This window comes from Kistimonas ophiarachnellae (genome assembly GCF_057552235.1).
Window position 1 is genome coordinate 52,688 of record NZ_BAAJPA010000007.1, and the last position, 19,307, is coordinate 71,994.

Below are 19,307 nucleotides of genomic sequence, written 5' to 3' on the forward strand. Positions count from 1 at the left end.
CCGGGCCAAGCCCGGGTTTCGTCTGATCAGATTGCCATCAGATCCTTTTCTTTGACCGCCAGCGCCTCGTCAACGGCAGCGATGTACTTGTCAGTAATCTTCTGCACATCGTCCTGCGCACGACGCTCTTCGTCTTCGCTGATCTCTTTTTCCTTTTCCAGCTCTTTGAAGTCAGACAGCACGTCACGGCGAATATTACGGATCGCTACACGGGCCTGCTCTGCTTCATGACGCGCCTGCTTGGTGTAACCTTTACGGGTTTCTTCCGTCAGCGGCGGCAGCGGTACACGAATCACCTCACCGGCAGTGGAAGGATTCAGACCCAGATCAGACTTGAGGATGGCTTTCTCGATTTCCGGTACCATGCTCTTTTCCCAGACACGAATCGCCAGGGTACGACCATCTTCAGCTGTGACGTTGGCCACCTGGCTCAACGGGGATTCAGAGCCATAGTAGGACACCCGAACACCTTCCAGCAGGCTCGGATGCGCCCGACCAGTACGGATTTTGGCAAATGCATGGGTCAGCGCTTCTACGCTTTTCTGCATTCTGGATTCTGCATCACTCTTCAGTTCGTCAATCATGCGTCACTCCCGCAAACCAGGGTTCCTTCGTCGCCACCGACGACAACATTCAACAGGGCACCGGTCTTGTTCATGTTAAACACACGTACCGGCATCTGGTGGTCGCGCACCAGGCAGATAGCGGTCAGGTCCATCACCCCGAGTTTACGATCCAGTACATCGTCATAGGTCAGACGATCAAACTTAATCGCATCCGGATTCTTGACCGGATCCTGATCGTAAACACCATCCACCTTGGTGGCCTTCAGCACCAGGTCAGCATCTACTTCAATACCGCGCAGGCAGGCGGCGGAATCCGTGGTGAAGAAAGGATTCCCGGTACCTGCGGAGAAAATTACCACATCACCCGAATTCAGATAACGCAGCGCACGGCGGCGATCATAATGTTCCACTACGCCACTCATCGGAATAGCAGACATCACACGGGTATTGATATTTGAACGCTCCAGCGCATCGCGCATGGCCAGTGCATTCATGACCGTGGCCAGCATCCCCATATGGTCACCGGTGACACGCTCCATACCGGCCGCACTCAACGCCGCCCCACGAAACAGGTTACCGCCACCGATCACCAGACCCACCTGAACACCGATACCGACCAACTGACCGATTTCAAGCGCCATCCGATCCAGCACCTTGGGATCAATACCGAACTCTTCACTCCCCATCAGCGCTTCACCGCTGAGCTTGAGGAGGATTCGGTGATATTTAGGCTGGCGATCTGTTCCGGGCATGTCTGCTCTCCGTCAACGGGCTTGGCCATGAACAGGATGAACAGTGATACCCATCCTGCCATGCCCATGGCTGTTTTCTGATGATACCAATACCACTGACCAACGACTGCCATTATCTGCAATCAACCAGCGATTGGTCACTGGTATTCGCCATCGAATAATAACAGGGGCGACAGAATCCTCTGCCGCCCCTGCATCAGTATGCCTTACAGGCCTGCCTGGGCGCGAACCTCGGCAGCGAAGTCAACCACTTCCTTCTCGATGCCTTCACCCACTTCAAAGCGGATGAAGTTCTTGACGGTGGCACCGGCTTCTGCAGCCAGCTTGCCAACAGTCACGTCAGGGTTCTTGACGAAAGGCTGCTCAACCAGGCTGTTTTCAGCCAGGAACTTGTTCACACGGCCAACGATCATCTTTTCAACGATCTCAGCAGGCTTGCCGCTATCCAGCGCCTGGGCACGGAAGATGTCCTTCTCTTTCTCAACCAGATCAGCCGGCATGTCGTCCTTGCTGACAACCTGAGGATTCACAGCCGCCACGTGCATGGCGATGTCCTTGGCCAGCTCAGCGTTACCGCCTTCCAGGCTAACCAGAACCGCGATACGGCTGTTACCGTGAACGTAGCTACCAACCACATCGCCTTCCAGGGCGGCGGCACGACGAACACTGATGTTCTCACCGATTTTCTGAACCAGCGCCAGACGTGCAGTTTCCAGATCACCGTCCATCAGGGCAGGGATATCGGTCTGCTTGGTTTCAAAGGCACGCTCAACGACAGTGTTAACGTAACCCAGAAAGTTGTCGTCACGGGCAACGAAGTCAGTTTCACTGTTGACTTCCACCAGCATGCCGAACTTGGCATCGTCAGCCACTTTAACGGCAACCACACCTTCAGCAGCGGTACGACCGGCTTTCTTGGCAGCCTTGGCCTGACCAGACTTGCGCAGCTCTTCGATCGCTTTTTCGATGTCGCCGTCAACCTCAACCAGCGCCTTCTTGCATTCCATCATGCCCAGACCGGTACGCTCACGCAGCTCTTTTACCAGTGCAGCAGTAATTGCCATTTTCGTATCCTCTAAACCTTGGTTTTGCTGCTGTCTTTCCAGCGTCTTCTCACAGAAAGACAGCAACAATCACGAAAGAATTTTTGCGCCCGGAGTCAGGAACCGCCGCTGCAACGACAGCAATAATAGCCTGACCCCTATGGCAAAAAAGGGGGCAAGGCCCCCTTTTTCTGAACAGGACGATTACTCCGCGGAGTCTTCGCTGCTCTCTTCACTCTCTTCAGCCGCTTCTGCCTTTTCAGCAGCCGCTTCTTCAACGACTGCACCGGCAGCAGCACGACCTTCCAGGATCGCGTCAGCAGCAGATTCAACGTACAGCTGAATTGCGCGGATCGCGTCATCGTTACCGGGGATAACGATGTCTACGCCGTCCGGGTTGCTGTTGGTATCAACGATACCGATAACAGGGATACCCAGCTTGTTGGCTTCCTGGATGGCAATCTTTTCGTGATCCACGTCGATGACGAAGATCGCGTCAGGCAGGCCGCCCATGTCCTTGATACCACCCAGGCTGCGATCCAGTTTTTCCAGATCACGGGTACGCATCAGGGCTTCTTTCTTGGTCAGCTTCTCGAAAGTGCCGTCTTCAGCCTGGACTTCCAGTTCACGCAGACGGCGTACAGACTGACGAATAGTCTTGTAGTTGGTCAGCATGCCGCCCAGCCAGCGGTGATCAACATAAGGCATGCCGCAACGCTGCGCGTTTTCACGGACGATCTTGCTCGCTGCACGCTTGGTGCCGACGAACAGAACCTTGTTCTTGCCTTCAGCCAGCTTCTTGATCAGACCCAGCGCCTGATTGAACGCCGGCAGGGTGTGTTCCAGGTTGATGATGTGAATGCGGTTACGGGCGCCGAAGATGAACTTGCGCATCTTGGGATTCCAGTAACGGGTCTGGTGACCGAAATGGACACCGGCCTTCAGCATGTCACGCATGGACACTTGAGCCATGTAAAACTCCTTAAAAGGGTTATGCCTCCATACACCCCATGATTCGACCCTTTTTAAGCGGGCACCCAGGAACCATGTGTCGGTGCATGTGTGGTTTTAAGTCATAAGAATACTTGCGGCGGTCGCCACAAGCGCGCATTTATACCACAACCACACAGGCATGCACCAGCCCCGGAAAACGGATTCCCTGCGAAAAGAATCCCTTTACGGGAAGAGTTTTACCACTTCAACATCAGGAAACACCTGCCTGATGTTCTCTTCGACCGGCGACTCAAATAAAAGTTTCACATTGGGCCCGGCATCCATGGTGAGATAGACAGGCACCCCATCCTCGCGCAACTGCCAGACCTTCTGCATAACAGCGACAGATTCAGGCTCCCAGTACAGCAGCGGCGGCCAGGAGGCAATCATCGTGGCATGCATGGTCATGGCGTTATGTTCTGCGGTGGCACCCAAGCACTCAAAGTCGCGGTTGACAATGGCCTGTTCCAGCGTCGCAATATCCGCCTCAGCCTGGGCAGGCCAGGCAGAATAGAGTGGCGTCGTCTTCACTGTCCGCGCCATACCCTCCCGGGACCCGACTTTTTTCGCCGCCCCCGTCAAGGTCAGCACCCCAAGGCGCAAACCCGGCCAATCCTGAGATAATGGCGCCGCACAGGAATCCATACCATCAGCAGCCTCGCCTTTATGCCAGCGTACAAATCCATCAAAAACAGACCGGCAGGCACTACCACTTCCCAGCCTCGCCAGAATGGATAGCGCCGCTCCATCAAGATCAAAGCCCTGCACACCCGCCATTGCACGGGTCAACGCTGCAAAGCCGGACGCCGATGAAGCAAGACCTGCCGCCGTCGCGATATTATTAACCGTATCAATTCGAAAACGATCATCCCGATGCAGCCGAAATAGATTCAGATGAGCAACCACTTTCTGATAAAAGCTATCTGCTTCAGACACCGGCTGATCATTTAAAAAGACAATATCCTTTGACTCGCGCTGCAGCCGGGTCACTCGGGTACGTGTCCCCTTATCCGGCAAAGCGACTGACAAGCTGTCATTGACGGGCAAATTCAGGGCAGCATCGCGCTTACCCCAATACTTGCACAGCGCAATATTGACCGGCGCCCACGCCTCGAAAACATCGACAGGACGGTATTCACAATCACCCAGAAGACTTCGGGCAACATCAACGCGGGAAAACGTCAACGGACACTCCAACAGGGGAAACAGAAACAGGAATACGTTCAAACCCGGGCAACCCGACACCGGTATCACCCAGCGCACAGACACAATCACCCAGGCCCGAACCGGAAATTTTGGCGCCCATCACACCCGGCAAGGCACGCAATCCATAGACAATGGCAGAGAGCGTTGCATCATTCACATTCAGGGCATCCATCAACCCTTGATAGACATTCATGCAACGACCGAATTGCGATAAATCATCAGCCTCGATCGCCGCTATCGCCTCTCGACTCACGTCACCCATTAACCGGTAAAGCGTATCCACTACACCCGGCACTTGCACACTTTCTTCTGCGACTCTCGCCAACACATCAGTCGTTGGCGTTTTATAGCCTGCATAATAAAGATCGATAGGCAATTCAGACGATAAGCGCTGAACCTGTAAAGTATCAGCATCAAAGGCAATCACACCGCCATAGACACTGGCCGCCAGATCAGTGCCAGACCCTCGCCCCTGAACCGCGCGAACAACCTCAACACTTGACTGAAGAATTGCCTGCAGATCAAGCGGCAAACCACAAACGGCTCGCAGGGCAGAAACCAGCGCAACCGCCACAGCAGCAGAGGAACCCAAGCCAACGGTATGGGAAAACTCAGAGGTAATACTGATCTTCAGGCCACAGGCCAATGTCGACTGCCAGCGCCGAAGAATCTCAACCAGAAAACGATGAGGAACAGAATCCTGAAGACTATCAAGATGCGAACAATAAGGACCAAGTGCAGACTCAACAATAACGTCTCGACTTGCCAGCGGCTCCACCTGAACACGCATATAGCGATCAACCGCACAGGCGACAGCCGGCTGGGAATACAAAACGGAATGCTCGCCCAGCAGCATAATACTGCCGGGCACCGAGACATGAACAACCTGACCGGGATTAATGACAGAGTCTGGCACCGAGAGGATCCGCCTGCAGCCTGGCAACAGAGAAACCGTATTCATCACAGAGACTTTCCACCGGCTCATCACTCTGAACCAGCACAAAGCCCGCCTTTTCACCATGCACGGCACCGGCGCCACTGATTTTACCGGCAGCGCCATAGTGGGATTTCAGATCACTGATGAATCGCTGCACCGTGTCAGGCACCACACCGATATCCACCAGCAATTGGTGATTACGCTTGACGTACTCACGCAACGCTCGCGTATCACGACAGAGAAATGCCTGCTCTAACCCCTGGATAATGGCAGCAAATTCATTCCAGATGGTACTGGTACCAAACCGACGCCGCACCTCGGCAACACACTGCCCGGTACTCACTTCAGGCTCACCGGTATTCACCAGGTACCAGTTCAATTCCGGCAATTCACTGCTTCGGGACAGCTGGCTGTTTTCCACCCGCACCAACCCGCCGTGAACTGTCACCATGGGATCAATAGTACTGGCACAGCCATGCTGAAGCCGCTCGGTATGACTGGTAAAACGGAACAGGGAGTCTTTATCCAGCTGAACACCGAAATAACCGGCCACAGCCACCAGCACCGATGCAACCGTCGCAGCAGAAGAACCCATCCCTGAACGCACCGGTATGGCCGATTTCAGGGAGATATCCAACCCATGATCAAGCGGTAATGCATAGCTGTTATACAGACTGGCAATGGCATACAGATAGAGCTCACCGGCATGGGGCAACACCTTATCGACGCTGCAGCGCCCCAGCAGATAATGCTGATAAGCTTCATCAATGGTCAGACGAACCTGCTCAAGCTCTGACAACGGCAGCGACGCCAGCTTGCCATAGTTGTCGAGATGCAGATGAATCCCCGGCTCTTCAATACGCTCAACCACTGCATTGGCATGAATATTCACAGCCACTGCCAGCGCCGGCGAGCCATACACCACCGAGTGCTCACCCGAAATGATAATTTTGCCCGGAGCAACAGACCTCATCCGCAGACAATCCCGAAAACAGTTTCAACCCACAGCGCCACGCCCCACACAGGAGCCTTTATTCACGCCATTTACAGTGGCTTTACCTGGCAGCAAAACACTGTAACAACAAAGCGTCCGCATCATAACGCATTCAGCGCGCACCTGTCTCTGTATAGATACGCTTGTGATCATGCAGACCTGCCAGTCGGAAGCGGCCATCGGTCATTTCCGGGAAATCATGCTCGCCATCCACACGGGGATATTGATGCTCAAACAGCAGGGCGTATTCGTCATAACTGAGCGCCTGCCGGGATTCCAGCCTGTCCACATGTGCCTTCCGACGACTATAGGCCCGATACCCCGGCTGAACCGTTACGGCAAAGAACTCACCGACACAACCGGAGCCGTAACTGAACAGACCAATATGCCGACCGGACAGATCTTCAGGATCATTCTCCAACATGGACAGCAGGCCGATATACAGGGAGGCTGAATAGCTGTTGCCAATCTTGCGGTTATAAATCAGCCCGGAGCCGGTCTGCTCGGCAAACAGCTCATCCGACATGCTTTCACCACAGGTTACCGCCAGCTTACGGTGAGCTTTCTCGCCCATCTTGGCGAAAGGCAGGTGATAACAGAATCGGGAAAAATCAGAAAAGCCCTTGCCGCCCGCCTGCTGGTAATGCTTCCAGGCCTGACGCAACGCCTTGAGATAAACAATGGTGGAATATTTACCATCCACCAGCGCCGTATCCATGTAGTTGGGACGCCAGAAATCCATGACATCTTCGCTGTAACAGCCCGTCTCCGGATGCACCTCAACGAGCCGAGGATTCGCCTTGACCAACAGGGCGACCGCACCACACCCCTGGGTCGCTTCACCCGGCGTGCCCAGCCCATAACGCGCGATGTCTGACGCAATCACCAGCACAGACTTTTCCGGCTGCCTGGCCACCAGCGCACAGGCCATCTGAACAGCCGCAGTGGCGCTGTAGCAGGCCTGCTTCAATTCCACGACACGACAGTTAGTACCCAACCCCAGCAAACGGTGCACATAGACACCGGCCGACTTGGACTGGTCAATACCGGTCTCTGTCGCAAACAGCAGGGTGCCGACACTGTCGCGGTTATCGTCGTCAATAATAGGCCAGGCCGCACTGGCGCCCATCGTCACGATGTCTTCATCGACCGCAGGGATCGCCATCTCCTCCTGCCCCAGCCCGACGCGATACTTGTCGGGATCAGTCCCGTAGCGCGTAGCCAGCTCAGTCAGAGGAATATAAAGACTGGACGAATAAAAACTGATGTCATCAATACCGACAGACATGATGCCTCTTGGAAATCCTGAGGTTTTCCTGCCATCACCCTGCACGGTCCGGGGACGACAGCATTCTTTCACTCACCTGACTTCTGGTTTTCTGCACGAGACGTGTCAGAAACTTTCATCCAGAATCAGTTGTTCATTGCCGTACAGTGTCTTCACATCCGGCATACCCAGCAGGAACATGGCCGTGGCAAATTCCCGCTTCAGTGTTTCAATTGCAGCTATCACATGATCTGCTGATTCCATGGCCGGTTTCAGCAGCGGAGCCGCCAGGCCGCACAATCGGGCGCCGAGTATAACAGACTTGACCATATCGACACCGTTTCTTAAACCACCACTGGCGATTAATTCGACACGATCCCGAAATGGCGCCGCCAGCTTCAAAGCTTGCGGCGTTGGTATACCCCAATCCTGGAAACGAAGCCCGAGCGAATCACCGGATTCTCCCGCACGATGATGCTCAATGCGACTCCAGGAGGTGCCGCCCTGCCCGGCCACATCAATACAGGAAATACCTCGAACAGCTGCCGCGGCGATATCTTCCGGCGACATTCCGCACCCAACCTCTTTCAAGACGACAGGGCAACCCAGCTGTTCATTAATACTGGCAATTTTGTCCAGCAGGCCCGAAAAGTTCGTGTCGCCTTCCGGCTGAACCGCTTCCTGAAGCGGATTGAGGTGAAGATACAGCGCATCCGCATCCAGCGCATCAACCACTTCACGACATTCTGCCAGGCCACACCCATAATTGAGCTGCACAGCGCCCAGGTTGGCAAAAAACAGCACATCCGGCGCAAACTGGCGCAATTCGAAGCTAGCACGTGCAGCGGGCTGCTCCAGCATTACGCGCTGGGAACCCACGCCCATGGCGACACCTGTCGCCTGTGCCGCAATGGCAAGATTCCGGTTGATTTTTCGTACAAGTTCATGATCTCCCCCGGTCATTGAGGAAATCAGCATAGGGAACGACAGGGTTTTGCCGAGGAATTCCACCCGGGTATCGACATCTGCCAGGGCAATTTCCGGCAACCCCCGATGACTGAGACGGATACGATCAAAGTACCCGCCTTCCCGGTCAGTGCCGCTATCCTGTTCAATCACCCGGATATGTTCGACTTTCCGGCTGTTAGTCTGCTCACCGGCACCTGACGCTTTGCTATCTGACATCAGCGCTCCAGCTTCAAATGGGATGCCATCAGCTCACCGGGGTTGGTCTGGGCCGCCAGCAGGGACAGCTCACCGCAGAGTACCGATGCCGCACAGATAACCGCCAATCTACGGGCGTTTGCGCCGGGCTCACGATTTTCACGGCAACCCAGTAATTCGAGATTGCGCTCAACAAAGTCCAGTCCCTTGCCATTTCCGACGGTACCAACAATCAGGTTTGGCAGGTTGACGGAGAAATAGAGGTCACCCTCTCGCACTTCGGCATGCACAATACCCTGGGAGCCTTCTACGATGTTGGCTGCATCCTGGCCAGTCGCCAGGTAAAACGCCAGCAACATATTGGCAAAGTGCGCATTGGCGCTGCGAATACCACCGGCCAGCATGGTGCCCAGCAGGTTTTTCTTGATATTCAGATCGACAATTTTTTCGGGTGTCGTCTTTAACCGACGCTCGCAAAGCTCCCGGGGAATCAACAGTTCCGCCACCACATTCTTGCCCCGGCCCAGGATACCGTTGATGGCGGTTGCTTTTTTATCCGTGCAATAGTTGGCGGAAATTGAGCAATACCGTAGTTCCGGGTATTCACCCAGAATCCAGTCCTGCAGTTTTTCAGAAGCCAGCGTCACCATGTTATGACCCGATGCATCACCGGTCAGGTACTCAAGGCGGATATACAGCAGGTTGCCGACGATCTGGCTGTGCATATCGATCAACCGCGCATAACGGCTGGATTCACGCACCACCATGTTCATCTCGTCCTTGCGACCCTGAAGACTGTGCCAGGCTGCCAGAGCCTTCGATGCATCCTCAGCTTCAAGCAGGATCGAACGGGTCATCCGTTCATCAATCACAGTCGCCCGGATACCACCGGCCAAACTGGCCACCCGCGCGCCACGACCCACGGAAGGCCACAGCGGCGTCTCATAGGTAGCCAGGGGCAGCATGACGCTGTCATTGACAACATCACCAATAATCGTCACCGGTCCCACGAGCCGCATGGGAACCGGCGCCTGTTGAATCTTGTTATCTGACATATATAACCGGCTGGTATCCTGAAAACAGTCCTGTTACGCACTCCAGGGTCTCTGCGCCAGAGGAAACCTCTGCCCACACCACAGGATTGCAAAGGCGGGAATAATACCAGAATCCCGCCACCGTGCGACAGACTGGTAGCGCTTCAGACTATCGCTCGCTGGCAGCCCTTTGCTAGAATTGCGCAACAGGCCTGCACAGAAAGGCGAACGATAAGTAATCACACGGTAATCATGACTGTCATCATCAAAACCCTGGAAGACATCGAGAAAATGCGCATTGCCGGCCGTCTGGCCGCCGAAGTGCTGGAAATGATCGGTGAATATGTTGTTCCCGGCGTCACTACCGAGGAACTGGATCGCATCTGTCACGATCATATCGTCAACAAGCAGGGCGCGATTCCTGCACCACTGAACTACAAGGGTTTCCCGAAATCCATCTGCACTTCTGTCAACGAAGTTGTCTGCCATGGCATCCCTACCGACAAGAAACCCCTGAAAAGCGGCGATATCATCAACATTGATGTCACTGTCATCAAGGATGGCTACCATGGCGATACCAGCAAGATGTTCCTGGTTGGCGATGTGGCCGAGCATGCACAGCGCCTGGTGACTGTTACCCAGGAATGCATGTACAAGGGCATTGAGCTGGTTCGCCCCGGCACCCGCCTTGGCGATATCGGGTTTGCCATCGCCCGTCACGCCCATGGCAATCATTATTCAGTGGTTGAAGAGTATTGTGGCCACGGGATTGGCAAGGGCTTCCACGAAGAGCCTCAAGTTCTGCACTATGGTCAGCAGGGTACAGGTCTTGAACTGGTGGCAGGCATGACGTTCACCATCGAACCCATGATCAATGCCGGCAAAAAGCAAACCAAGCTCAAGCCCGACGGCTGGACTGCGGTCACCAAAGATCGCCGCCTCTCCGCCCAGTGGGAACACACCATACTGGTCACCCGGGATGGCGTGGAAATCCTCACACTGCGCAATGATGAGCAGATCCCCTTTACCACCAGCACCTTTACCGCTTAATCTTCACCACAATAATGCAATAACACATACAGGGTCTCATCAAAGAGGCCCTGCTGCTGGCAGCATCGCTGCCTGATATCAGATCCAACGGTGACCAGGATAACCAGAATGAACGCTGTACTCACCGATCAACAGCAGTCAGAACTCTTTGACCGCGGCCAGTTCCGGGCCGAACTCACTCTCTCCAGCACCGCCATTCCGGCCTACAAAAAGTGCCTCAAACAAGCCGAGACGACCATGAACCAATGGTTCGACGAGGGCGTCGCCATTCAGGCACTGGTTCGTGGGCGAGCCTGGCTGATCGATCAGGTCTTGTCGCTGGCATGGGAACACCTGTTTGGCGGTCGTGACGATATTGCGTTGCTGGCTGTTGGTGGTTACGGTCGCGGTGAACTGCACCCGTTTTCTGATATCGATATCCTGATCCTGCTCTCCCGGGATGACCCGGAACCCCACCGCGAAAACATTGAACAATTCCTGACCCTGCTGTGGGATATCAATCTGCAGGTCGGCTCCAGTGTCCGCTCGGTTGAAGAGTGCGCCCGACAGGCCGGTAGCGATCTGACCATCATTACCAACCTGATGGAATCCCGCACCATCACCGGCCCTGAAAATCTCCGTAGCCGGATGATGTCCCTGATCAACACCGACAAAATGTGGCCCAGCAAAACCTATCTGCAGGCCAAGTACGAGGAACAGCGCACCCGCCACCGGAAGTTCAACCAGACCGAATACAACCTGGAACCCAATATCAAGAGCTCACCGGGCGGTCTGCGGGATCTTCACATGCTGGGCTGGATCACCCGACGCCATTACGGCACAGATCAGCCCGAAGACCTGGTCAAGGTCGGTTTTCTCACCAACACCGAATATGACATGCTGCTTCGCTCACGTGATTTTCTCTGGCAGGTGCGCTGGGGATTGCATCGGCTAAGCGGCCGGGCGGAAGATCGTCTGCTGTTTGATTACCAACGCGGATTAGCGGCACATTTTGGTTACAGGGACACCAATGGCACGCTTGCCATTGAGCAGTTCATGCAGAAATACTTCCGCGCAGTCATGATTCTGGGGGAACTTAAGGACCTTCTGCTCCAGCATTTTGATGATGAAATTCTCACCTCCGGCCAGAAGGAAGAAATCATCCCGCTGAATGAACACTTCCAGGTACGCAACAATTATATAGAGGTCACCAGCGACCAGGTGTTTTCCGAGCATCCGCCAGCCATGCTGGAACTGTTCGTGTTAATGACACGCAACCCGTTTATCCTGGGTCCGCGCGCCTCAACCATTCGCCTGCTGCGAACCCACAGAAACCTGATCAACGAGAATTTCCGGAATAATCCTGAAGTGAATCAGCTCTTTATTGAACTGATGCGCGCCCCTTATGCCCTGACCGCCAATCTGCGACGAATGATCCGCTACGGCATTCTGGGCAGTTACCTGCCGGAGTTCAGGCGAATTATCGGTCAGATGCAGCATGACCTGTTTCACATCTATACCGTCGATGCCCACACATTATTGCTGATCAAGCACCTGCGCCGTTTCAATTATCAGGAAAGCGAAGAGCCTTTCCCGGTAGCTTGCGAAGCGAAGCGCCGCATCAACCGGCCCGAATTACTGTATATCGCCGGCCTTTACCATGACATCGCGAAAGGCCGGGGCGGCGACCATTCTGAACTGGGCGCCGAAGATGCCCTGGCATTTGGTCGACGCCATGGACTCAGCGAAGCAGACAGCGCCCTGATTGCCTGGCTGGTAAAATACCACCTAATCATGTCGACCACCGCCCAACGGAAGGATCTCTCTGATCCGGAAACCATCAACAACTTCGCGCGACTGGTCGGTGATCGCCGCCATCTCGATTATCTTTACTGTCTAACCGTCGCTGACATCAACGCCACTAACCCGACCCTCTGGAATGGCTGGCGCGCCAGTCTTCTACGCCAACTCTACCGGGAAACCAGCAGGGCACTGCTGCGCGGTCTGGAAAACCCCATCGACAAAAAAGAACTGATCGCAGAAACCCAGCATATTGCCCGTGAATTTCTCCGTGAAAACAGCGTTAACGATACGTCGGTGCAAACCCTTTGGGATACATTGGGCGATGACTATTTCCTTCGCCACACTCCCGAAGAAATCGCCTGGCACACCTCAGGCATTCTGCACCACGCAGACAGTGACAGTCCGCTGGTACTGATCAGGGAAACGACCGAACGCCATTTTGAAGGCGGTACGGCTGTCTTTATTTATGCCAAAGACAGCTCCAACCTGTTTGCAGCCACAGCGGCAGCTCTGGATCAACAAAACCTCAGTATCCACGATGCACGGATTATCACATCAACCGGTGGCTTTAGCCTGGACACTTTTATTGTCCTGGAAAGCAACGGCTCACCCATTGGCGACAACCCCGGACGCATCGAACGCCTGTGCAATCGATTGAGCAAAATTTTGAGCAATCCCGACTCTTTTCAGGACATCATTCATCGACGCACCCCCAGACAGTTGAAACATTTTGCCAAAGCGCCAGAGGTCATCATCAGCAATGACCTGCTGAACAATCGTACCGTCGTTGAAGTCTATGCAACGGATCGCCCCGGGCTGCTTGCCATGATGGGGAAAACGTTCACAGAGCTGGAGATTCGGATACAAAACGCCAAAATCGCTACACTTGGCGAGAAAGTGGAGGATGTCTTCTTCATCACCGACCACTCAGGCAATGCGATCAGTGATCAGCACTTGTGCGACCAGCTGAAACAAACACTCTGCATGCGTCTGCAAGATTACGCCAATCAAGATGCATTAAAACCTTGAATCGTCATGCAGTGCTGACATTGAAACAGAAGTCAGCACTGCAAACAGGCGCATTAACCTTGATTATCAGCAGCCTTGAGCGTCAGTGGCATGGACAAAATACAAGGGTTTTGATTGCCATCCTTTTGTGACACATCATCTGGACAGAGACAAACACCATTACAGCAGGCAAACAGCAAAATCAGTTGACATCCCTGCTCCGCCCCACCAATACAATCAGGCTTTCCTTTCACACACAGAATAACCTTCCCTCCTGACGCCTGAACTGCAGCCAACCCTTCCTGGGTAAAACCAGCAACGAGGTTTTCCACATAGTACAAAGGCGTGTCATCACTGACAGAATCATCTTCGCCTGCAGACGCATTTTCCGGAACATCCAAGGATTCATGCCCAGGTCTACCTGTAGAATCATCTTCACTACCGACTGCTGAATCAGCAGCACCATTTCCAGCTTCACTGCCCTGCTCGATGACTACCTGATCCTGAATACTCTCTGCCCCTGAAAGAAGGTCACCATTTTCTTCCTGAGTAGCAATACTCTCAGCCGATTCAGCAGAACCACTCTCACTGGAATTTAGCGCCACTGCCTCAGAATCTTCTTCAACAGGCTGCTCTTTATCCCCTGCCTGGTGTTGACCATCTTCTATAACAGTCTCTCCTTCCACATCGACATCACTTTCACTGACGGCAATATTACTTTCTTTGTCGCCAGCAGATTCAGAATCCTGTTGTTCGGTAACGGGTAAAACATCGTCAGGGCTTTCCTCCCGGACCTCGCCCTTAATGTCACCTGACAGATCAGAAAGCCATTGCGATAAGCTAATGAAAGGAATCTGTTTCGGCGTTCGCCCTACAAGCTGAAGAAAATCAGTGTATGCCTGATAATCCTGTTCATAATCCTGAGAGTTTACAGGGCTATAGCTCAGAATCCCCTCAATACGATCAAGTTCCATGCTATACAACAGGTCATTATCCGCTGAAAGAACGCTTGCAGGCAGTGCCGGAAAATAGGCTGTCTGCTGTTGATCATTGTGCTGATAGGTCACAGCACCCTCATTAAGCGCAAGCCACAACAGCAATGGAAACGTCGGTTTAAAATAGCTGATTGATCCATTTATACTTACCCACTGTTGGGTTTCTGCATCATTTGAATCGCTTTGATAGAGGGGGTTAAAGTGACTGTCACTATATTTATTCTGGATTGCTGTCAGTGCATCAATGTGATGATCGGTGAGTACTTCAAACCAGGCTTTACTATGAGGATCAGTATACCCGTGATAACCCAAATAAAGGAGATTCGTATTATCTGCCTTGAAATCGGCTGAAGGTACGAATGCGCCATCGTTAATTATTGATAACTCCGGAATCAGCTGCGCGTAAAGCCCTCCCGCCAGCAATAAATCCTTCACGCCCAACGCAGCAATATTGTACCCTTTATTGATAAAACTAAAGCTATCAAATACGACACCTTGCTCACGCAAACGTCCAAGACTTGATAATGAGCCATTGACCAATGTGTTTTGATCAATCGTATCCCACAGCATGATTTTTATTGTTTCTGTACCTTTCCCATGCAAATCACTGGCAAATGCGGCCAGCTTTTGAATTTTAGCAGCATCATAATGCAGTATTGCAGCATCAACCGGGAAGACTGTCACTGAAGCCAGGCGTATTGCCAAATCGGGATCAATCACCACCTGACTAGCATCAACAATCATGGACGACTGGATATATAAGTGTATTTTTCCACTAAACCCTTCCAGCTCACGCGCCAGAAGTGTATTAATTTGCTGACTAAGATCCACAGATTGATCAATGGCCTGTGACAACATCACCGTGCGACCACCCCGATCATCTATCAGCGGGTCTCCGGAATGCCGATTAATATACAAAGTGGCGTCTTCTGTATTACCTAAACCATGTACCAGTGCCCAAGCCTGAGCAAACTCACTCTTCTGATCAGAGAGATAAACGGATTTATAACGATCAGTCTCATAGACCGTAAACAACTGCACCGTTTTGCCACACAGATATTTGGCATCAAATCCCAGCGCTTCGACAACAAAGCGTTGATCACCGGCTTTGGCTGGCGTGACAGCAATCGTTGCCCGACATGTCTCCCTTGGGCGTACCAACGGACATGATTGCTTGTCCAGCAAAATCTGGCCATCCGTCTGAGTAATGCGCAATACGATATCAGCCGCTTCTACCGAACGATTGGTGATTGCCAGTTTCAACAAACCTTTATCACCTTTAACCAGATCTCCTTCCGTTTCGACCTGAATATGAAACATTGCCTCAGCTAAGACCGCGCAGGAGAAACCGCTCAACAACAGGAAGACTCCGATAAACAACGCTTTCATAATACGCTTCTCAGAAATGCCAGATCAGTCCCAGCAGTAATTGCTGACTCGTCAGATCATCTGTTTTCAACTTACCACTGTAACGCCCCGGCTTGTCTCGCCCTGATTCCACTTTCCCGAGATTCGCGTACTGATATCCCATATCCAGCAACAGCTCATCCGATAAGGGAATCAGAATGCCAATACCCATCTGCCAGGCCGGCTCATTACGTGTTGCACTTTTGAATGGTGTAATAGGACCGGGACTTTCTTTTTTGGTATCATTATCCGGATATATATCTTTTTCACTGTATCCAGTAAAACGATTGTGCGCATACCCCAATCCAGCCGAAATATATGGCTGTAAATCTGGCTCAGCCATAACCCAATAAACACTCCCCTCAATCATTAACCTCTGGTGCTGAGTTTTATATTTGTAACTATAATCTCGAAATTGCCCCTCACCATGAAGATCAATGTAGCCTTTATTTTCAATCTCATTTTGCCAGTACCAGCCAGCGCCTACAGACAAACGATAAGAGCTACGATTAAAATTAACACCAGCACCAAGCCCCACTAAAACAGCGTTATCTGATTTATCATGATTCTCGTAAGAATCAACCATAACCATTTTTTTATCATTAATGACATTCAGATCTTTTTTAAGCTTGGACTCAACATGAGAATAGCCCACCCCACCCTTCAAATAATAATCACTACAATAACTTATTGAGGGTATATATAAAGTTATTGGAGCCAATAAACACATAAAATAAAAACGCAAACAGGAGGATACATACATATTTGCCAACCTGCCGAAGAAATAACGTTGACCAAAAAACCACTTCCTGCCATGAAACATAACAGTGATCAATATCACCATGTCCATGAAATAAGAATTCATGGCAGTCTAGTCCGCTTTGATAACACTGCAAGCACATACCAATAAAACCATTATCGTTTAATAGGAAATATCGATAACACCAGGGGAAAAGCCGGAACAATACGCGTATGATAAATGCCCGGAGCAACAGGGACATACACAGGAACACCCATGATTACGATGTATGGCATCAGCAACTGTGACACCATCAAAAAAGCCCGTCGCTGGCTGGATGAGAATAATATTGACTATCACTTTCACGATTATCGCAAGGACGGCCTGACAGAAGCCCAATTGACCCAATGGGCTGAACAACTGGGATGGGAGGCTCTGCTGAATCGGCGAGGCACGACCTGGCGCAAGCTCCCTGAAGCCACCCGTGACACGATCAATCAGGCCTCAGCCATTGCCATCATGCTGGAAAACCCGGCCATTATTAAGCGACCCTTACTGGTGGCCGGCGACCACTACCAGCTGGGGTTTCAACCAGCCCAATGGCAAACGCTCCTGGCAGACTGACAATTATCACCAGCAAGCTTGATAATAAGGCAACACGCCCCCATCTCACCCGCACAAGGATCAAAGAGAAGAGCACATGAGCACGTTTTTTTCCCTCGCTGCCGGCATTGGCACCAAGAACAGCAAAGGTGAGTGGCTGGATGTTTACTACCCTGCCCCTCTGTTCCAGCCGTCTTTCAAGCTGATTGAAAAAATTGGCCCGGTGGTGGGCTATGTAGGCGGCAATGTCGTGGTTGAACTGGACAATCCCACCTGCCACGCGCTGGAAAGCATCTTCTCTCAGCACGGGTTGACCGAGCAGGCCGCCATTATGGCCACCCTGGAGGATTCAGAAAGCCCGAAAATCCTGACACTGCTGGAAAATGACCTGGCGCCAATCACCACACCGGAAGCCTATCTCAAGCTTCACCTGATTTCTCATCGCTGCGTCAAACCACACGGCATCAATCTCACGGGCATTTTCCCGCTGCTGCCCAATGTCGCCTGGACCAACGAAGGCGCCATCGATCTGGAAGAACTCCCCCGCCGTCAGCTGCAGGCTCGTGCCGCCGGCCGGACTCTGGAAGTCTCTTGTGTCGATAAATTCCCCAAGATGACCAACTACGTTGTACCTGCCGGTGTCCGTATTGCGCATACCGCCCGCGTCCGCCTTGGCGCCTACGTGGGTGAAGGCACAACCGTCATGCATGAAGGCTTCATCAACTTTAATGCCGGCACCGAAGGGCCGGGCATGATTGAAGGCCGTATTTCCGCTGGCGTGTTTGTCGGCAAAGGTTCTGACCTGGGTGGTGGTTGCAGCACCATGGGCACCTTGTCCGGCGGCAATAATGTGGTCATCTCAGTTGGTGAAAACTGCCTGATCGGCGCCAATGCCGGTATCGGCATTCCGTTGGGTGACCGCTGCACCGTGGAAGCGGGTCTTTACCTGACAGGAGGCTCCAAAGTTCAGCTGCTGGATGAAAATCGCCAGGTAGTAGAGACTGTCAAAGCAGCTAGCCTGGCCGGCAAGTCTGACCTGCTGTTTCGCCGGAACTCCATTAACGGTGCCATTGAGTGCCTGACTAACAAGTCCGCCATTGCCCTTAACGAAGAATTGCACGCACATAACTAAGTGTGCCCCTGAAGGTAGCGGGCCATAACCCGCTACCAACGAACATTCGTACAGTCTCTGTTTCGACTTTCCCTGCCTGATACGCTCTAATCACCACTGAAATTCACCCAATTCCTTTATCAATGGCCCGGTGGTAGACTCCCATTAGTTAGCCACCCTAACCATTTATCACAATGCATCTTTCTCAATCCTTTGATTACATAGAACGCTACCTGGCCAAACTCTGGCGCAGCGATGAAGTGGGCAGACAGTACGAACACGTCACGTTCAATGAGTACGACTATCTGAAAGCCGTACAGCACCTTGTGCAACCTCGACTGTCTGACCTTGCCGCCGAAATGCGGGTTCAGAAATCATCTGCCAGCACAATGGTCGCCAAACTGGAACGCCGTGATCTGCTCACACGGACACCATGCGCGGATGACAGACGATCAACGCGAGTCAGCCTTACACGCCAGGGGGAAGCGCTCATGGCGCTGGAGGACAAACTGTTCGGTGATATGACCCGCAAAATCTGCACGGCCATGAGTGAGGAAGAGTACCAGATACTGGAAACCCTGCTGGACAAAGCCTGTCGCTGTCTGCAAGACAATACACGGGTGAAATCGACACCAGATTAAAGGAAAACTGCCGAC

Annotated in this window: 17 protein-coding genes; 5 read left to right on the forward strand and 12 right to left on the reverse strand. The window is 52.6% G+C overall.

The genetic code is table 11. The annotated features are described in order from the left end of the window. Positions 1-26 precede the first annotated feature (26 nt). The 10 genes from frr to AC27K1_RS10410 all read right to left on the reverse strand — a co-directional run bounded on the left by frr (position 27) and on the right by AC27K1_RS10410 (position 9,977). Positions 27-584, reverse strand: a complete 558-nt coding sequence (gene frr / locus AC27K1_RS10365; RefSeq protein ID WP_487150344.1) for a ribosome recycling factor — start codon at positions 582-584, stop codon at positions 27-29. Continuing rightward, a complete protein-coding gene (gene pyrH, locus AC27K1_RS10370; RefSeq protein WP_345199425.1) occupies positions 581-1,318 on the reverse strand; it encodes a UMP kinase in 738 nt (245 codons plus the stop codon). Before pyrH ends, frr begins: the two co-directional genes overlap by 4 nt. 206 nt (positions 1,319-1,524) lie before the next feature. Beyond that, positions 1,525-2,382 carry a translation elongation factor Ts gene (gene tsf, locus AC27K1_RS10375; RefSeq protein WP_487150346.1) on the reverse strand — a complete coding sequence of 286 codons (858 nt, stop codon included), beginning with the start codon at positions 2,380-2,382 and terminating at the stop codon, positions 1,525-1,527. A gap of 183 nt (positions 2,383-2,565) precedes the next feature. Then, the gene (gene rpsB / locus AC27K1_RS10380) at positions 2,566-3,333 is read right to left on the reverse strand and encodes a 30S ribosomal protein S2 (RefSeq protein ID WP_395182962.1); all 768 of its coding nucleotides are present in this window, start codon (positions 3,331-3,333) and stop codon (positions 2,566-2,568) included. A gap of 204 nt (positions 3,334-3,537) precedes the next feature. Beyond that, positions 3,538-4,581, reverse strand: coding sequence for a diphosphomevalonate decarboxylase (gene mvaD / locus AC27K1_RS10385; RefSeq protein WP_487150349.1), 1,044 nt, complete (start codon positions 4,579-4,581; stop codon positions 3,538-3,540). Continuing rightward, positions 4,520-5,476 (reverse strand): mevalonate kinase, encoded by a 957-nt coding sequence (gene mvk, locus AC27K1_RS10390; protein WP_487150351.1) that lies wholly within the window; start codon positions 5,474-5,476, stop codon positions 4,520-4,522. Before mvk ends, mvaD begins: the two co-directional genes overlap by 62 nt. Beyond that, the gene (locus tag AC27K1_RS10395; RefSeq protein WP_487150353.1) at positions 5,457-6,470 is read right to left on the reverse strand and encodes a mevalonate kinase family protein; all 1,014 of its coding nucleotides are present in this window, start codon (positions 6,468-6,470) and stop codon (positions 5,457-5,459) included. The genes mvk and AC27K1_RS10395 overlap by 20 nt, the downstream gene beginning before the upstream one ends. 133 nt (positions 6,471-6,603) lie before the next feature. Further along, positions 6,604-7,779 (reverse strand): hydroxymethylglutaryl-CoA synthase, encoded by a 1,176-nt coding sequence (locus AC27K1_RS10400; RefSeq protein WP_487150355.1) that lies wholly within the window; start codon positions 7,777-7,779, stop codon positions 6,604-6,606. A gap of 105 nt (positions 7,780-7,884) precedes the next feature. Next, on the reverse strand, positions 7,885-8,943 hold the full coding sequence (gene fni / locus AC27K1_RS10405) for a type 2 isopentenyl-diphosphate Delta-isomerase (protein WP_487150357.1): 1,059 nt from the start codon (positions 8,941-8,943) through the stop codon (positions 7,885-7,887). Next, positions 8,943-9,977 (reverse strand): hydroxymethylglutaryl-CoA reductase, encoded by a 1,035-nt coding sequence (locus AC27K1_RS10410; RefSeq protein ID WP_487150359.1) that lies wholly within the window; start codon positions 9,975-9,977, stop codon positions 8,943-8,945. The genes fni and AC27K1_RS10410 overlap by 1 nt, the downstream gene beginning before the upstream one ends. A 231-nt stretch (positions 9,978-10,208) precedes the next feature. Here AC27K1_RS10410 and map point away from each other — a divergent pair, with 231 nt between their 5' ends. Together map and AC27K1_RS10420 are read left to right on the forward strand one after the other, a co-directional pair. Further along, the gene (gene map, locus AC27K1_RS10415) at positions 10,209-11,006 is read left to right on the forward strand and encodes a type I methionyl aminopeptidase (RefSeq protein ID WP_487150361.1); all 798 of its coding nucleotides are present in this window, start codon (positions 10,209-10,211) and stop codon (positions 11,004-11,006) included. A 108-nt stretch (positions 11,007-11,114) separates the two neighbouring features. After that, complete coding sequence (locus AC27K1_RS10420; protein ID WP_487150363.1) at positions 11,115-13,817, forward strand: [protein-PII] uridylyltransferase; 2,703 nt, start codon at positions 11,115-11,117, stop codon at positions 13,815-13,817. Positions 13,818-13,870: 53 nt separating this feature from the next. Here AC27K1_RS10420 and AC27K1_RS10425 read toward each other — a convergent pair whose 3' ends face one another. Together AC27K1_RS10425 and AC27K1_RS10430 are read right to left on the reverse strand one after the other, a co-directional pair. Next, entirely contained in the window at positions 13,871-16,180 is a 2,310-nt protein-coding gene (locus tag AC27K1_RS10425) for a hypothetical protein (RefSeq protein ID WP_487150365.1), read from the reverse strand. A gap of 10 nt (positions 16,181-16,190) precedes the next feature. After that, a complete protein-coding gene (locus AC27K1_RS10430; protein WP_487150367.1) occupies positions 16,191-17,063 on the reverse strand; it encodes an outer membrane protein in 873 nt (290 codons plus the stop codon). A 150-nt stretch (positions 17,064-17,213) separates the two neighbouring features. Here AC27K1_RS10430 and AC27K1_RS10435 point away from each other — a divergent pair, with 150 nt between their 5' ends. From AC27K1_RS10435 to AC27K1_RS10445, 3 genes are all read left to right on the forward strand, one after another. Beyond that, positions 17,214-17,561: an ArsC family reductase gene (locus AC27K1_RS10435; RefSeq protein ID WP_487150369.1), complete on the forward strand. Its 348-nt coding sequence runs from the start codon at positions 17,214-17,216 to the stop codon at positions 17,559-17,561. 76 nt (positions 17,562-17,637) lie between these two features. Then, positions 17,638-18,672 (forward strand): 2,3,4,5-tetrahydropyridine-2,6-dicarboxylate N-succinyltransferase, encoded by a 1,035-nt coding sequence (dapD, locus tag AC27K1_RS10440; protein WP_487150371.1) that lies wholly within the window; start codon positions 17,638-17,640, stop codon positions 18,670-18,672. A gap of 173 nt (positions 18,673-18,845) precedes the next feature. Continuing rightward, positions 18,846-19,292, forward strand: a complete 447-nt coding sequence (locus AC27K1_RS10445) for a MarR family winged helix-turn-helix transcriptional regulator (protein WP_487150373.1) — start codon at positions 18,846-18,848, stop codon at positions 19,290-19,292. Positions 19,293-19,307 lie beyond the last annotated feature (15 nt).

What these genes read in the sequence shown, in the direction of transcription:
- fni (WP_487150357.1), bottom strand. Translation starts at nt 8,943, where the DNA reads ATGTCAGATAGCAAAGCGTCAGGTGCCGGTGAGCAGACTAACAGCCGG.
- AC27K1_RS10445 (WP_487150373.1), top strand. Translation starts at nt 18,846, where the DNA reads ATGCATCTTTCTCAATCCTTTGATTACATAGAACGCTACCTGGCCAAA.
- frr (WP_487150344.1), bottom strand. Translation starts at nt 584, where the DNA reads ATGATTGACGAACTGAAGAGTGATGCAGAATCCAGAATGCAGAAAAGC.
- map (WP_487150361.1), top strand. Translation starts at nt 10,209, where the DNA reads ATGACTGTCATCATCAAAACCCTGGAAGACATCGAGAAAATGCGCATT.
- AC27K1_RS10395 (WP_487150353.1), bottom strand. Translation starts at nt 6,470, where the DNA reads ATGAGGTCTGTTGCTCCGGGCAAAATTATCATTTCGGGTGAGCACTCG.
- AC27K1_RS10435 (WP_487150369.1), top strand. Translation starts at nt 17,214, where the DNA reads ATGATTACGATGTATGGCATCAGCAACTGTGACACCATCAAAAAAGCC.
- AC27K1_RS10420 (WP_487150363.1), top strand. Translation starts at nt 11,115, where the DNA reads ATGAACGCTGTACTCACCGATCAACAGCAGTCAGAACTCTTTGACCGC.
- AC27K1_RS10430 (WP_487150367.1), bottom strand. Translation starts at nt 17,063, where the DNA reads ATGAATTCTTATTTCATGGACATGGTGATATTGATCACTGTTATGTTT.
- AC27K1_RS10425 (WP_487150365.1), bottom strand. Translation starts at nt 16,180, where the DNA reads ATGAAAGCGTTGTTTATCGGAGTCTTCCTGTTGTTGAGCGGTTTCTCC.
- tsf (WP_487150346.1), bottom strand. Translation starts at nt 2,382, where the DNA reads ATGGCAATTACTGCTGCACTGGTAAAAGAGCTGCGTGAGCGTACCGGT.
- AC27K1_RS10400 (WP_487150355.1), bottom strand. Translation starts at nt 7,779, where the DNA reads ATGTCTGTCGGTATTGATGACATCAGTTTTTATTCGTCCAGTCTTTAT.
- pyrH (WP_345199425.1), bottom strand. Translation starts at nt 1,318, where the DNA reads ATGCCCGGAACAGATCGCCAGCCTAAATATCACCGAATCCTCCTCAAG.
- dapD (WP_487150371.1), top strand. Translation starts at nt 17,638, where the DNA reads ATGAGCACGTTTTTTTCCCTCGCTGCCGGCATTGGCACCAAGAACAGC.
- rpsB (WP_395182962.1), bottom strand. Translation starts at nt 3,333, where the DNA reads ATGGCTCAAGTGTCCATGCGTGACATGCTGAAGGCCGGTGTCCATTTC.
- AC27K1_RS10410 (WP_487150359.1), bottom strand. Translation starts at nt 9,977, where the DNA reads ATGTCAGATAACAAGATTCAACAGGCGCCGGTTCCCATGCGGCTCGTG.